11 protein-coding genes are annotated in these 13,437 nt (G+C 70.4%); 7 read left to right on the top strand and 4 right to left on the bottom strand.

Annotated features, from left to right (window positions below):
• Positions 1-8 precede the first annotated feature (8 nt).
• Positions 9-968 (top strand): GTPase Era, encoded by a 960-nt coding sequence (gene era / locus ACFVKT_RS17195; RefSeq protein ID WP_385732209.1) that lies wholly within the window; start codon positions 9-11, stop codon positions 966-968.
• A 204-nt stretch (positions 969-1,172) separates the two neighbouring features.
• On the opposite strand, the gene ACFVKT_RS17190 is transcribed toward era, so the two are convergent.
• Positions 1,173-2,015 (bottom strand): helix-turn-helix transcriptional regulator, encoded by an 843-nt coding sequence (locus ACFVKT_RS17190; RefSeq protein WP_385732207.1) that lies wholly within the window; start codon positions 2,013-2,015, stop codon positions 1,173-1,175.
• A 130-nt stretch (positions 2,016-2,145) separates the two neighbouring features.
• Here ACFVKT_RS17190 and ACFVKT_RS17185 point away from each other — a divergent pair, with 130 nt between their 5' ends.
• Positions 2,146-3,000, top strand: coding sequence for an NAD-dependent epimerase/dehydratase family protein (locus ACFVKT_RS17185; protein ID WP_385733147.1), 855 nt, complete (start codon positions 2,146-2,148; stop codon positions 2,998-3,000).
• A 72-nt stretch (positions 3,001-3,072) separates the two neighbouring features.
• Here the strand turns inward: ACFVKT_RS17185 and ACFVKT_RS17180 are convergent, their stop codons facing one another.
• The 3 genes from ACFVKT_RS17180 to ACFVKT_RS17170 form a co-directional block, all read right to left on the bottom strand.
• On the bottom strand, positions 3,073-4,386 hold the full coding sequence (locus ACFVKT_RS17180) for a GH1 family beta-glucosidase (RefSeq protein WP_385732205.1): 1,314 nt from the start codon (positions 4,384-4,386) through the stop codon (positions 3,073-3,075).
• A 212-nt stretch (positions 4,387-4,598) separates the two neighbouring features.
• The gene (locus ACFVKT_RS17175) at positions 4,599-4,865 is read right to left on the bottom strand and encodes a protealysin inhibitor emfourin (RefSeq protein WP_385732203.1); all 267 of its coding nucleotides are present in this window, start codon (positions 4,863-4,865) and stop codon (positions 4,599-4,601) included.
• A 32-nt stretch (positions 4,866-4,897) separates the two neighbouring features.
• Complete coding sequence (locus ACFVKT_RS17170; RefSeq protein WP_385732201.1) at positions 4,898-5,971, bottom strand: M4 family metallopeptidase; 1,074 nt, start codon at positions 5,969-5,971, stop codon at positions 4,898-4,900.
• A gap of 321 nt (positions 5,972-6,292) precedes the next feature.
• On the opposite strand from ACFVKT_RS17170, the gene leuA reads away from it, so the two are divergent.
• From leuA to ACFVKT_RS17145, 5 genes are all read left to right on the top strand, one after another.
• A complete protein-coding gene (leuA, locus tag ACFVKT_RS17165) occupies positions 6,293-8,023 on the top strand; it encodes a 2-isopropylmalate synthase (protein WP_385732199.1) in 1,731 nt (576 codons plus the stop codon).
• Positions 8,024-8,208: 185 nt separating this feature from the next.
• The gene (locus tag ACFVKT_RS17160; RefSeq protein WP_385732198.1) at positions 8,209-8,904 is read left to right on the top strand and encodes a TerB family tellurite resistance protein; all 696 of its coding nucleotides are present in this window, start codon (positions 8,209-8,211) and stop codon (positions 8,902-8,904) included.
• 149 nt (positions 8,905-9,053) lie between these two features.
• The gene (locus ACFVKT_RS17155; protein ID WP_385732196.1) at positions 9,054-11,144 is read left to right on the top strand and encodes an MMPL family transporter; all 2,091 of its coding nucleotides are present in this window, start codon (positions 9,054-9,056) and stop codon (positions 11,142-11,144) included.
• 59 nt (positions 11,145-11,203) lie between these two features.
• Positions 11,204-12,655: a sensor histidine kinase gene (locus tag ACFVKT_RS17150; RefSeq protein ID WP_385732194.1), complete on the top strand. Its 1,452-nt coding sequence runs from the start codon at positions 11,204-11,206 to the stop codon at positions 12,653-12,655.
• Entirely contained in the window at positions 12,652-13,314 is a 663-nt protein-coding gene (locus ACFVKT_RS17145) for a response regulator (RefSeq protein WP_385732192.1), read from the top strand. The genes ACFVKT_RS17150 and ACFVKT_RS17145 overlap by 4 nt, the downstream gene beginning before the upstream one ends.
• Positions 13,315-13,437 lie beyond the last annotated feature (123 nt).

Genomic DNA, 13,437 nt, shown 5'->3' with positions numbered 1-13,437 from the left:
CAGGGACAATGGGCGCCATGAGTGTTCGTACCGAGTCATCCGAGCCGTCCGAGGCCATCCACCGCGCCGGCTTCGCCTGCTTCGTGGGCCGCCCCAACGCGGGCAAGTCCACGCTCACGAATGCTCTGGTCGGCCAGAAGGTGGCGATCACCGCGAACCAGCCGCAGACGACGCGGCACACGGTGCGGGGCATCGTGCACCGGGCCGACGCGCAGCTGATCCTGGTGGACACCCCCGGGCTCCACAAGCCGCGCACGCTGCTCGGTGAGCGGCTGAACGACATCGTGCGGACGACCTGGGCCGAGGTCGACGTCATCGGCTTCTGCCTGCCGGCGAACGAGAAGCTCGGCCCCGGTGACCGGTTCATCGCGAAGGAACTGGCGTCCATCAAGAAGACGCCGAAGATCGCGATCGTCACGAAGACCGACCTGGTGGACGGCAAGACGCTCGCCGAGCAGCTCATCGCCATCGACCAGCTCGGTACGGAGCTCGGGTTCGAGTGGGCGGAGATCGTGCCGGTGTCGGCGGTCGGGGACGAGCAGGTGGGGCTGCTGGCCGACCTGATCGTGCCGCTCCTCCCGGAGGGGCCCGCGCTGTACCCCGAGGGTGACCTCACCGACGAGCCCGAGCAGGTCATGGTCGCGGAGCTGATCCGGGAGGCCGCGCTCGAAGGTGTGCGGGACGAGTTGCCGCACTCCATCGCCGTCGTCGTGGAGGAGATGCTGCCCCGCGAGGACCGGCCGGCCGACAAGCCGCTCCTCGACATCCACGCCTTCGTCTACATCGAGCGGCCCAGCCAGAAGGGCATCATCATCGGCCCCAAGGGCAAGCGGCTGAAGGAAGTCGGCATCAAGTCCCGCAAGCAGATCGAGGCGCTGCTGGGTACGCCGGTCTTCCTCGACCTCCATGTGAAGGTCGCCAAGGACTGGCAGCGGGATCCGCGGCAGCTGCGGAAGCTGGGGTTCTGAGGGGAGTTTCTCGCCCCCTCAGCCCCTACCCGTCCCGTATCCGGGGGCTGCCGCCCCCGGACCCCCGCTTCGCGCTGAACGCGCTCGTCCTCAAACGCCGGACGGGCTGAGGGGATTCAGCCCCTCCGGCGTTTGAGGAGCGGGGGTTTGGGGGCGGAGCCCCCAAGGGACGGGGATGGGCAGGGGCGGAGGGGGCGAAAAAACTCACGCCTGCCCGACGCTCGGCGACATGTCCTGCAAGCCCACCACGCGCAGCAGTTGGAGTCGCTCGTGGGACTCCGTGCCCGGGCGGGCTGTGTGGACGATCAGGAACTGGTCGTGGCCGGGGCTGAGCAGGATCTCGCAGTCGAGTTCGAGCAGGCCGACCGCCGGATGGCGGAAGCGTTTGGTGGAGGCGCGGCGCACGGCGACCTCGTGCGCGTCCCACAACTCCGCGAACTCCCCACTGGACGCACGGAGTTCGGCCACCAGTCGAGCCGGACGCGGGTCCTCGGGCCGCGCCGCGGTGACGGCACGCAGGTTGGCGACATGGGCACGGGCCAGCTCCGGATGGTCCTCGGCCGGGAACAGGGCGCGGGCCCTCGGGTCGGTGAAGAAGCGACGGACCATGTTGCGGTCGCCGTCCGCCTCGCCGACGAGAGCCGCGGCCATCGCGTTCTGGGCGAGCACGTCGCCGTAGTCCGTCGCGACCATCGCGGGCGCGTCGTGCAGCCGGTCGAGGATCAGCAGCAGCCCGGGCCTGACATGCGCGGACGCGCTCTCGGAGCGCGGCGGCTCCTCGCCCACCAGGTGGAAGAGATGGTCCCGCTCGTCGTCGCTGAGCCGCAGCGCCCGCGCGAGCGCCCCCAGCATCTGCCGTGACGGTCGCGGCCCCCGCGACTGTTCGAGCCGTGTGTAGTAGTCCACCGACATCCCCGCGAGCGCAGCCACCTCCTCCCGCCGCAGCCCCGGCGTACGGCGCCGGGGGCCCGCCGTGAGCCCCACGTGGGAGGGCTCCAGACGGGCGCGGCCGCGGCGCAGGAAGTCGGCGAGTTCGGCTCGGTTCACCCCTCCAGCGTGACCCAGGGCGCCCGTCTTATCCAGGGACTGATGATCCCCTGATCCGGAGGTCTCTCCCGCCGCGCGCCGCCCCGCCCCAGGCTGGCGGTACGAGAGCGGTACGAGAGAGGAGCACATGATGCTGACACTGGTGACGGGTACGACGGGTGAGGTCGGGCGCCGTTTCGTCCCGCGGCTGCTGGCGCAGGCGCAGCCCGGCGAGCAGGTACGGGTCCTGGTCCGCGACGAGTCGAAGGCGTCCCGGTTCGCCGACCTGGGCGCGCAGATCGCGGTCGGCGACCTGCGGGACTCCGAGACGCTGGGGAAGGCGCTTGCCGGAGCCGACGCGGTGGTGAACATCGCGGCCTCCTTCCGCGGAGTACCGGACGAGGAGGCGCGGGCGGTCAACCGGGACGCGGCGCTGGAACTGGGGCGCGCGGCGGTCGCTTCCGGCGTACGCCGGTTCGTGCAGGTCAGCACGAACGTCGTGTACGGCGCGGGGCGGGGCCGCCCGCACACCGAGTCCGACCCCTCCGTGCCGGGCGGCCACCTGTGGGGCGCGTACGCGGAGTCCAAGGCCGAGGCGGAGCGCGGGCTGCTGGCCATGGCGGACCTCGGCGTACGGGTGGGGCGGCTCTCCTTCGTGTACGGCGAGGGTGACCCGCACCTCACCCAGGCGATGCGGTGGGCGGGGGAGTGGGCCGCGACCCAGCGCCTGCAGATGGTCCACCACGTGGATGTGGCCCAGGGGCTGCTGCGTCTGCTGTACGCCCCGGGCGTCGACGGCCGGGTGTACAACATCGCGGACGACGCGCCGGTGACCACGGTCGAGCTGCACCAGCTCAACGGCCTCGCTGTCCCCGAGGACCTGCACGACCGGACGGACGAGGACCCGTGGCATGGGATCGTCTCCACCGCCCGCATCCGCCGCGAGCTGGGTTTCCGGCCGGTGTACCCGTCGGTGTGGACGGCGGCGGACACAGGGGAGCTCTAGGCCTGCTCCGCTCCCCGGATCCCGCGCCGCCCACATCGCTCGTGCGGCCACCGGAAACAGCCGCGGGTGCCGCTATTTCTGGGCCCGCAGTGCGTCGCGCAGCCAGGCGTACGACGCCTTGGGTGTCCGCTCCAGCGTTGCGTAGTCGACGTGGACGAGGCCGAAGCGGCGCGTGTACCCCTCCGCCCACTCGAAGTTGTCCAGGAGCGACCACACGAAGTAGCCGCGTACGTCGACGCCGGCCTCCAACGCCTTGTGCAGCGCCCGCACATGACCGTCCAGGAACGCGATCCGCTCCTGGTCGTCGATGCCCTCGTAACTACAGCCGTTCTCCGTGATGACCACGGGCGGCAGCCGGTCGCCGTACCGCTCGTGGAAGCCGGTCAGCAGCTCGGTGAGCGCCTCGGGAACCACCGGCCAGCCGAAGTCCGTGACGGGGTAGCCCTCCAGTTCACGTACGGAGAAGGGGAGTTCGGCGGGCAGGGTCAGTCCGCTGAACTCGATCTCCGCGCCCTCGGGGGCGCCCACCTTGGTCGGCTGGTAGTAGTTGATGCCGTACCAGTCCAGCGGCTCCGCGATGATCTTCAGATCGGACTCGACGTCACCGGGGAGCAGGTCGGCGATGCCCTCCGGGTAATGGCCGAGCAGGAGCGGGTCCGCGAACAGGCGGTTGAGGAGCAGGTCGTAGAAGTCGGCGGCCTGCACGTCCTCCTCGCTGTCCGACGCCGTCCAGGTCGGCCCGTGCGAGTTGGCGATACCGATGTCGGTGACTCCGGCCGCGCGCAGGGCCCGTACGGCCAGGCCGTGGCCAAGGAGTTGGTGGTGGGCCACCGGGAGAGCGTCGAAGAGCAGCTTCTTGCCGGGTGCGTGTGCGCCCAGCGCGTGGCCCAGCAGGGTGTGTTCTGCGGGTTCGTTGAGGGTGATCCACTTGGTGACACGGTCGCTGAGACGGGCGGCGACGACGGCCGCGTACTCGGCGAAGCGCTCCGCTGTCGAGCGGTCCAGCCAGTCGAGGTCGACGGGCAGGTCCCAGTGGAAGAGGGTCGGCACCGGACGTACGCCCGCCGCGCAGAGTTCGTCGACCAGACGGTCGTAGAAGTCCAGACCGCCGGGGGAGTTCACCCGGGGCCAGGAGATGGAGAAGCGGTACGCGTCCACGCCGAGGTTGCGCAGCAGCGTGACGTCCTCGCGGTAGCGGTGGTAGTGGTCGCAGGCCACCTCGGCGGTGGAGCCGTCCTTCACGTGGCCTGGTTCCGCGGTGAAGGTGTCCCATATCGAGGGGGCGCGTTCGTCGGTGGCCCCCTCGATCTGGTGGGCCGAGGTGGATACGCCCCAGAGGAAGGTGGGCGGGAACTGCGGGAGGGTCGTCGCCATGCGCGCGATCATCCTTACTCGCAGTAACGGAAGTCAACGGGGCGGTGTGAACTGGGAGTTACGACTTCTGCGGGGCGCCTTATGGGGAGGGTGGTGCGGTTGTCGGGCGACTGCGGGCCGTCTTGGGCTGGTCGCGCAGTTCCCCGCGCCCCTGAAAGCCCTCGCCTGGGCCCTCGTCATGACGCGAGCGCCCCTGATGCTCCCTCGGGCTGACACCTCGCCTTTTACGCACCCTCCTTCAACACCCTTGAAATCAGGCTCCGTTGCTCATCCGTCAGTCTCGGGTCGGCGGCGTACACCGTTTTTCCGTCCACCGTGATCTGGTAGCTGAAGCCGTCGGGCACGCCGGTGGGAGGCGCGCCCCGGCCGGTGGCGAGTGCCTGCTCGGCCAGGGTGTGCCACTCGTGGGCATCGGGGCGTCCCGAGGTGTTCACCTCGCCGTGGCGCTCGATGCCCGCGAATCCGCCCGTGCGCCGTACCTGAATACGCATGGGTCCTGTCTAGTGCGAGTAGGGGCGGGCGGCTAGGTGGTGGGTACGCCGACCTGTTCCCAGGCCTTCAGGACGGCCTGGAGTTCCTCGCCGTCGTTGAAGCGGGCGCGGGCCGCGGCGATGGTGAGCCTGGCGAAGTCGGAGAACAGGGCCTGCTGGCCCAGTTCGCCGCCGGTGAGGACGTCGTACCAGATCTGGCCCGCCCGCTCCCAGGCGTGACCGCCGAGGGCGGTGGCGGCCAGGTAGAAGGCGTGGTTGGGGATGCCGGAGTTGATGTGGACGCCGCCGTTGTCGCGGCCGGTATTCACGAAGTCGTCCATCGTCGCGGGCTGCGGGTCCTTGCCGAGGACGTCGTCGTCGTACGCCGTGCCCGGCTCCTTCATGGAGCGCAGCGCGGTGCCGGTGACGCGCGGGGCGAGCAGGCCCGCGCCGATCAGCCAGTCGGCCTCGGCGGCGGTCTGGCCGAGGGTGTACTGCTTGATGAGCGAGCCGAAGACGTCGGACAGGGACTCGTTGAGGGCGCCGGGCTGGCCGAAGTAGGTGAGGTTCGCGGTGTACTGGGTGACGCCGTGGGTCAGCTCGTGGCCGATGACGTCGACCGGGATGGTGAAGTCGAGGAAGATCTCGCCGTCACCGTCGCCGAACACCATCTGCTCGCCGTTCCAGAAGGCGTTGTTGTAGTTCTCGTCGTAGTGCACGGTCGCGTCGAGCGGCAGGCCCTCGCCGTTGATCGAGTTGCGCCGGTAGGCGTTCACATACAGCTCGAAGGTCGCGCCGAGACCGGCGTACGCACGGTTGACGGTGGCGTCCTTGCCGGGCTTGTCGCCCTCGCCGCGGACCTTCCTGCCGGGCAGGTCCGTGCGGTGGCGGGCGTCGTAGATCGTGCGGTGCGGCTTGTCGTCGGCGGCTTCCCTGGCCGGGGCCACTGCGGGGGCCCCGATGACCGTGGTCAGCCGGCGGTGGGTGCGTTCGAGAGCGTCGCGCTCCAGGGTGCGGCGGGCGGGCCCGGCGAGCGCGGGGTCCTCGGCCCTGGCCAGCCTGTCGAGGACATGGGGCGGCACGATGGTGCAGAAGACAGGCTCGAAGCCTGATGGGTTGGCGGTCATGCCGGGCACATTTGCACTGAGTCATGCCTCTGTCACTACCGGCAACCATGATTGGTGAAATGCGACGATAAGGGCCTCCCGGACCGGCCCTGAAGTGGTATGGCGCACCTTTTGCCCTGTATGTGTAAGCGGTCCCGCATACTGATACGGGCCCCCGCATCCGGTGCGGCTCGGCTAGCATGCGGAGCATCATGCGTTTCGGGCTGCTCCTCCTTAGCTGCCGCGGCGAGGGCCTGTAAGTCGAGGCCGACCCCCTCCCCGCGGAGTCTGGCGTTGCGCCGTCGGCCGTCCTTCCGGACACCTTCGAGGAGCCCCCGCATCATGGCGAACAGTCAGAACCGCCAGCAGCCCACCTCCATGCCGGTCCACAAGTACCGCCCGTACGACCAGGTCGACATCCCCGACCGTACGTGGCCGGACAACCGGATCACCGTCGCCCCCCGCTGGCTCTCCACCGACCTGCGTGACGGCAACCAGGCCCTGATCGACCCCATGTCACCCGCCCGCAAGCGCGAGATGTTCGACCTGCTGGTGAAGATGGGCTACAAGGAGATCGAGGTCGGCTTCCCGGCCTCCGGTCAGACCGACTTCGACTTCGTGCGCTCGATCATCGAGGAAGAGGGCGCGATCCCGGACGACGTCACGATCTCCGTACTGACCCAGGCCCGCGAGGACCTGATCGAGCGGACCGTGGAGTCCCTGGTCGGCGCCAAGCGCGCCAACGTCCACCTCTACAACGCCACCGCCCCCGTCTTCCGCCGGGTCGTCTTCCGCGGCTCCAAGGACCAGATCAAGCAGATCGCCGTCGACGGCACCCGGCTGGTTGTGGAGTACGCCGAGAAGCTGCTGGACGAGCGGACGACCTTCGGTTACCAGTACAGCCCCGAGATCTTCACCGACACCGAGCTGGACTTCGCCCTGGAGGTCTGCGAGGCCGTCATGGACGTCTGGCAGCCGGGCCCGGACCGCGAGATCATCCTCAACCTGCCCGCCACGGTGGAGCGTTCGACGCCGTCCACGCACGCGGACCGCTTCGAGTGGATGTCGCGGAACCTCTCCCGCCGCGAGTACGTGTGCGTCTCCGTCCACCCGCACAACGACCGCGGTACGGCGGTGGCGGCGGCCGAGCTGGCGCTGATGGCCGGCGCCGACCGCATCGAGGGCTGCCTGTTCGGGCAGGGCGAGCGCACCGGCAACGTCGACCTGGTCACCCTGGGCATGAACCTGTTCTCGCAGGGCGTCGACCCGCAGATCGACTTCTCGAACATCGACGAGGTCCGCCGCACCGCCGAGTACTGCAACCAGATGGAGGTCCACCCCCGTCACCCGTACGTCGGCGACCTCGTCTACACCTCCTTCTCCGGCTCCCACCAGGACGCCATCAAGAAGGGCTTCGACGCCATGGAGGCCGACGCGGCCGCCAAGGGCGTCACCGTCGACGACATCGAGTGGGCGGTCCCCTACCTGCCGATCGACCCGAAGGACGTCGGCCGCTCCTACGAGGCGGTCATCCGGGTCAACTCGCAGTCGGGCAAGGGCGGTATCGCGTACGTCCTGAAGAACGACCACAAGCTGGACCTGCCGCGCCGCATGCAGATCGAGTTCTCGAAGATTATCCAGGCGAAGACGGACGCCGAGGGCGGCGAGGTCACGCCGAAGGACATCTGGGCGATCTTCCAGGACGAGTACCTGCCGGACGCAGGAAACCCGTGGGGCCGCATCCAGGTCCGCAACGGCCAGAGCACAACCGACCGCGACGGCATCGACACGCTCACCGTCGAGGCCGAGGTGGACGGCGTCGAGACCGTCCTGGTCGGCAGCGGCAACGGTCCGATCTCCGCGTTCTTCCACGCGCTGCAGTCCATCGGCGTCGACGCGCGCCTGCTCGACTACCAGGAGCACACGATGAGCGAGGGCGCCTCGGCGCAGGCCGCCTCGTACATCGAATGCGCTATCGGCGACAAGGTTCTGTGGGGAATCGGGATCGACTCGAATACGACACGTGCCTCGCTGAAGGCCGTGGTCTCCGCCGTCAACCGCGCGGGCCGCTGACCTCTTTCACCTGGCATTTCCCGGCCCCGTCCGCCTTTCGAGGCGGGCGGGGCCGGGTCGTTTACCGGCCATTCCGTGTGGAGGTCACGGGTGGGTCTCGTCCTGGGTACTGACTCGACATCAACAATGTGGCTAACATCACGCCAGCGCGGCGATGTTGCCGCGGCGTTACGGAGGTGTGCGACGTGCTGCCAGGATGGGGACGAAACGGTCGTGCAGTTCCGGTTTCCCGGATCCTGGGCACCCGTACCGCGTGGACGACCGTCGGCGACGGCGAGTTCTTCTGCCCGGGCTGCGGAGGTGACCGCAACTACCAGCGGCTCACCGGCCGGCGCCGGATCACCTGCCTCGGCGTTCCCGTTCTCCCGCGCGGCGAGACCGGGCCCGTCGTCGAATGCGCCGCCTGCCGCCGCCACTACGGCGCCGACGTCCTGGACCACCCCACCACCACCCGCTTCTCCGCGATGCTCCGCGACGCCGTCCACACGGTCGCGCTCGCCGTGCTCGCCGCGGAAGCCACCTGCGCCCGTACGTCGCTGGAGACCGCCGCCTCGGCCGTCCGCTCGGCCGGCTTCGACGACTGCACGGAGGACCAGCTCGGCGCCCTCGTCGAGGCGCTCGCCGCGGACACCGGGCGCGTCTTCGGGGAGCCGTGCGGCGCGAGCCTGGCCATAGAGCTCCACGAGGCCCTGGACCCGCTGTCCCCGCACCTCGCCCCCACGGGCCGCGAGGCGATCCTCCTCCAGGGAGCGCGCATCGCGCTGGCCGACGGCCCCTACACGCCCGCCGAGCGTGATGTCCTGTCGACGGTGGGCGCGGCACTGACGATCTGCACGGACGACGTGACGCGACTGCTGGCGGCGGCGCGGACGCCCTCCTGACGCTCCCCGTACTCCCCAGGGAGTAACGCCCCGCCTTCGCCACCCTCCGCAGTACCCCCGAACTCGCCCTCCCGCGCGACGAATTGACCTCTCCGCGCCGGAAGTCTGGTGTGTGTCCAGACGAACCGTCCAGGAGGGGGGACCCCGCCATGGGGCCCGGAAACACCACCACGCGTACCCGGAGAAGGGCCGTGCCCTGGGCGCTGCTCGGGCTCTGGGTGGCCCTGCTCGCCTTCGTCGCGCCGTTCGCGGCCAAGCTGGCCGACGTACAGCACGACCGGGCCACGGACTATCTCCCGGCGAGCGCGGACTCCACCCAAGTCGCCAAGATCCAGGAGCAGTTGCCCGGCGGTGAGACCACCGAACTGGTGCTCGTCTACCACCGCGACGGCGGGCTGACCCCCGCCGACCGTACGACGGCGGCGCAGCAGGTCGACGAGATCGCGGCCGCCAACCGGCTGACCGGAACGCCGCGGGGCGTGCCGTCCGAGGACGGGACCACCCTGATGTACCCGGTGGCCAGTACCGAGCCCGGGATCGACGAGGAACTGCGGGACACGTTCGTCAACGACGTGCGTGACGTCGCCCGGGGAGAGGACGGCCTGAGCGTCGACGTGGGCGGGCCGGGAGCCCTGGCCACCGACGCCAGTGAGGTCTACAACTCCCTTGGCGGACCGCTCCTTTACACCACCGTCGCCGTCGTCGCCCTCCTGCTGATCGTCATCTACCGCAGCCCGCTGCTGTGGCTCGTCCCGCTCGCCGTCGCGGGCATCGCGGACTATCTGTCGATGGGCGTCGCCTACGGACTCCACCAGGCGTTCGGCACCACCATCTCCGGACAGAGCTCGGGCGTGATGACCATCCTGGTGTTCGGCGCCGGGACCGACTACGCGCTGCTGCTCATCTCCCGCTACCGGGAGGAACTACGGCGCGTGGAGCGGCCGTACGACGCCATGGTGGTCGCCCTGCGCGGCTGCGGGCCCGCCGTGCTCGCCTCCTCCGGCACCGTCGCGGTGGGACTGCTGTGCCTGCTCGCCGCCGACCTCAACAGCAGCCGGGGGATGGGCCCGTTGGGCGCACTCGGCGTGCTGTGCGCGCTCGTCGCCATGCTGACCCTGCTGCCGGCGGTCCTCGTCCTGCTCGGGCGCCGGGTCTTCTGGCCGCTCGTACCCGCCTTCGGAAGCAGGCCCAAGGAACGGCGCAGTCTCTTCACCGCGATGGGGAGTTCGGCAGGACGCAGGCCGTACGCCGTCCTCGCGGGCGGGGCCGTACTCCTCGGCGCGCTGGCCCTCGGCACCCTGAACCTGCCCGGCGCGCTCAAGCAGCAGGACTCCTTCGTCGACAAGCCCGACGCCGTCGCCGCGATGGAGACACTCGCCGCCGCCTACCCCGAACAGGGCACCCAGCCCATCACCGTGATCACCCCCGCCGACCGGGCCGACGCCACCCTCGCCGCGGCCCGCGACCACCAGGGCGTCGTCGCCGCCGAAGAGGGACGTACCGGAAACGGCTGGACGGAGATCTCCGTCACCGCGAAGGGGGCGCCCCAGTCGGCGGCGGAGACAGCCACCATCAAGTCCCTGCGGGACGACCTCGTGGGGTCCTACATCGGCGGACCCAGCGCCGAACAGCTCGACCTCAAGGACACCAACGCCCGGGACCAGCTCATCGTCGTACCGATCGTCGTCGTGTCCGTCCTCCTCATCCTGATCGTGCTGCTGCGCAGCCTGGTCGCCCCGCTGCTGCTCGTCGCCGCCGTGATCGCGGTGTGGGGCGCGGCGCTCGGAATCGGCGGCCTGTTCTTCGGACCGGTCCTCGGCTTCGAGGGGACGGATCCAGGGCTCGGCCTGCTGTCGTTCGTGTTCCTCGTCGCCCTCGGCGTGGACTACGGCATCTTCCTCATGCACCGGATGCGCGAGGAGTCGTTGTCCGGCGCCGAACCCGCCGCCGCCGCGCTTACCGCGCTGCGGACGACCGGAGGTGTCATCGCCTCCGCAGGGCTCGTCCTCGCGGCGACCTTCGCGGTGCTGACGAACATGGGACTCGTGCAGTTGGTCGAGCTGGGGTTCGTGATCGCGGTGGGGGTGCTGCTCGACACCTTCCTGGTCCGCACGTATCTGGTGACGAGCGCGAGTGTCGCGCTGGGCCGAAAGGTGTGGTGGCCGGGCCAGTTGTCGCGGGAACCGGCGCAGGGGCAGCCGCCCGAGCCGCGCCAGAAGGAACCGGTCGTCGTCGGCTGACCAGCACGAGAGCGCTCCTCCCTGTCGGAGGGGCGCTCTCCTGACGGAGGATGAACCCCGTGCAGGCAAACACGGCAAGCAGGACCGGCACCCGGCCTGGGCTCGCGCAGCGGCTGAACGCCGCTGTCGGGCGGACCCCCCGGAACACCCTGCGTCAGGACGCCTTCCTCACCGCGGGCCTCGCGGCCTTCGGGGCCGCCCTGGCGCTCACCGTCGACGACGCCCGCGACCCGGACGCGCTCGGCTGGACGCTGCTCATGTGCGGCCACGTGCCACTCGTCTGGCGCCGCCGCCGCCCCATGCTCGTGCTGTTCGCCGTGCTCGTCTTCATCGCGCCGTACCACGCGCTCGACTACAACCACACCGCGGCGACCCAGATCACGATGGTCGTGCTCTACACGATCGCTGTGACGGGCACGGCCCGCCGCACACTGCTGACCGGTCTCGGCGTCGTCGGCGGCACGGTGCTCGTGAACGCCGCCGTCCCGCCGCACCAGGTCGGGGAGGTCCTGCGGATCTCCGGCTGGATCGTCGCCACCCTGCTCTTCGGCGGATACGTCCGCGTGCACCGCCAGTACGTCGACACGATCCTGGAACGCGCCGAGCGCGCCGAGCGCACCCGCGAGGAGGAGGCCCGCCGCCGCGTCGCCGAGGAACGCCTGCGCATCGCCCGTGACCTGCACGATCTGCTCGCCCACAGCATCACCCTGATCGGCGTGCAGACGTCCGTCGCCGCACACGTCCTGGCCGCCGACCCCGACCGGCTGGACCGGGAGGCGGTCGCCAAGGCCCTCGACGACATCTCCGGCACCTGCCGCAGCGCCCGCGGCGAACTGCGCACCACACTGGAGGTGCTCCGCGAGTCCCCCTACGGAGGAGACAGACGGGGCCCGCTGCCCGGGCTCGACGGCGTGCCCGACCTCGCGGCGGCCGCCCGGCTCTCCGGCGCCGAGGTCGAGGTCACGGTCGACACCGCCGGCGTCCCCTCCGCGGTCGGCGCCGCCGCCTACCGGATCGTCCAGGAGGCACTCACCAACGCGGTACGGCACGGGGGCCCCGGCGTGACGGTGCGCGTGGACCTGCTTGCCGAGGGCGGCGCGCTGCGGGTCGCGGTCACGGACGACGGGGTGGGTGTGGGCGGCGCGGGCAACACACCCGGGTTCGGGCTGGTGGGGATGCGCGAACGGGCTCGCAGCGTGGGCGGGACGGTGGAGGCGGGGGTCCGAGGGGAGGGCGGGTTCGAGGTGGTGGCGGTGTTGCCGGTGGGGGGCGCGGTGCCCGTGCAGATGGCTGGAGCTGGGGCTGACGTTGTGGGTGAGGGGGATGGCGTACGAGGAGCTGGGGCCGTACGTGGGCCAGAAGCGGTACGTGAGCCAGAACCCGTACGTGAGTCAGAACCCGTACGTGAGTCAGAACCCGTACGTGAAGCAGAACCTGTACTCGAAGCGGACCCCGTACTCGAAGCGGACCCCGTTCATGTCGCCGAGCTCGGGTCCGGTGAGCCCCGATGACCATCCGGGTCGTCCTCGCCGATGACCAGACCCTGGTGCGGGCGGCGTTCGCGATGCTCGTCGAGTCGGCGCGGGACATGGCGGTCGTCGGGCAGGCGGCCACGGGCCGGGAGGCGGTGGAGCTGGCCCGCAGCGCGCGGGCGGACCTGATCGTCATGGACATCCGCATGCCTGACCTCGACGGTATCGAGGCCACCCGGCTGATCGCCGCCGACGCGGACCTGGCCGGGGTGAGAGTCCTGGTCCTGACCACGTACGACACCGACGAGCACATCGCGGAGGCGCTGCGCGCGGGCGCCTCCGGCTTCCTGGTGAAGGACACCAGGCCCGCCGAACTGCTCGACGCGATCCGCACGGTGGCCGCCGGTGAGTCCCTGCTCTCGCCGGGCCCGACCGCCCGGCTCATCGCCCGTTTCCTGCGCAGCCCCTCGGCCCCCGCGACGGGCGGACCCGAGGGGCTCTCCGCACGTGAGCGCGAGGTACTGACGCTGGTCGCGCGCGGCCTCAACAACACGGAGATAGCCGGGACACTGGGGCTGAGCCCGCTCACCGCGAAGACCCATGTCAGCCGCATCATGGGCAAGCTGCGCGCCCGTGACCGGGCCCAGCTGGTGATCGTGGCGTACGAGTCGGGGCTGGTCTCTCCGGGCGCGCTGTGAGCTGACGGCACGTCAACACGCCGTGGTGGCGTGCGTATCGCTCTGTCCCAGCGGGCAGATTAGTTTCTGCTGGACATCCCACGTCCCATGTCTGTCCTTCTACGACCGCCGTCCGCCGCAGTC

Origin of the sequence: Streptomyces sp. NPDC127595 (assembly GCF_042671685.1) — a bacterium.
Lineage (GTDB): Bacteria > Actinomycetota > Actinomycetes > Streptomycetales > Streptomycetaceae > Streptomyces.
This window is presented reverse-complemented; position numbering and strand designations above follow the sequence as displayed.